Annotated in this window: 1 protein-coding gene; it reads right to left on the minus strand. The window is 70.8% G+C overall.

The genetic code is table 11. The features are described from left to right. On the minus strand, window positions 1-424 hold a 424-nt coding region (locus B2X67_RS04660; RefSeq protein WP_286784752.1), incomplete at both ends, for an aconitase X swivel domain-containing protein.

Genomic DNA, 424 nt, shown 5'->3' on the forward strand with positions numbered 1-424 from the left:
GCGCTGAGCGTCAGGCACGGCGCCTCGGCGACGACGGTTGCCAGCGCGTCGTCGAGCGCCGCCGCCGCGCTGGCGAAACCGTCGACCCGGCTGCCCGACACCCGCACGTGGTGCGCCTCGCGCAGCGCGGCGAAGGCTTCGCGGCCAAGGGCGACCACCGGGATCGAGCGGCCGAACATCTGCTCGGCGATCAGTACGCCGAGGGTGAGAATGTCGTCGACCTGCTCCAGCAGCAGCGCTGCCGGAGCGTGGCCGTTGAGGATCAGTTCCAGCATCACGCTGCTGCCGGTGCAGGAGCCGCGACCGCTGGGAATCGCCAGCACGCGGTCGGTGACGATGGCGCCGCTGAGCGGGTGGTGGCGATCGATGACTTCGCCGCTGAACGGGTCGATGCCGCCCCAGAAACTCAGGCCGAGATCGGCAT

Origin of the sequence: Pseudomonas sp. UBA3153 (assembly GCF_002364635.1) — a bacterium.
Lineage (GTDB): Bacteria > Pseudomonadota > Gammaproteobacteria > Pseudomonadales > Pseudomonadaceae > Pseudomonas_O > Pseudomonas_O kuykendallii.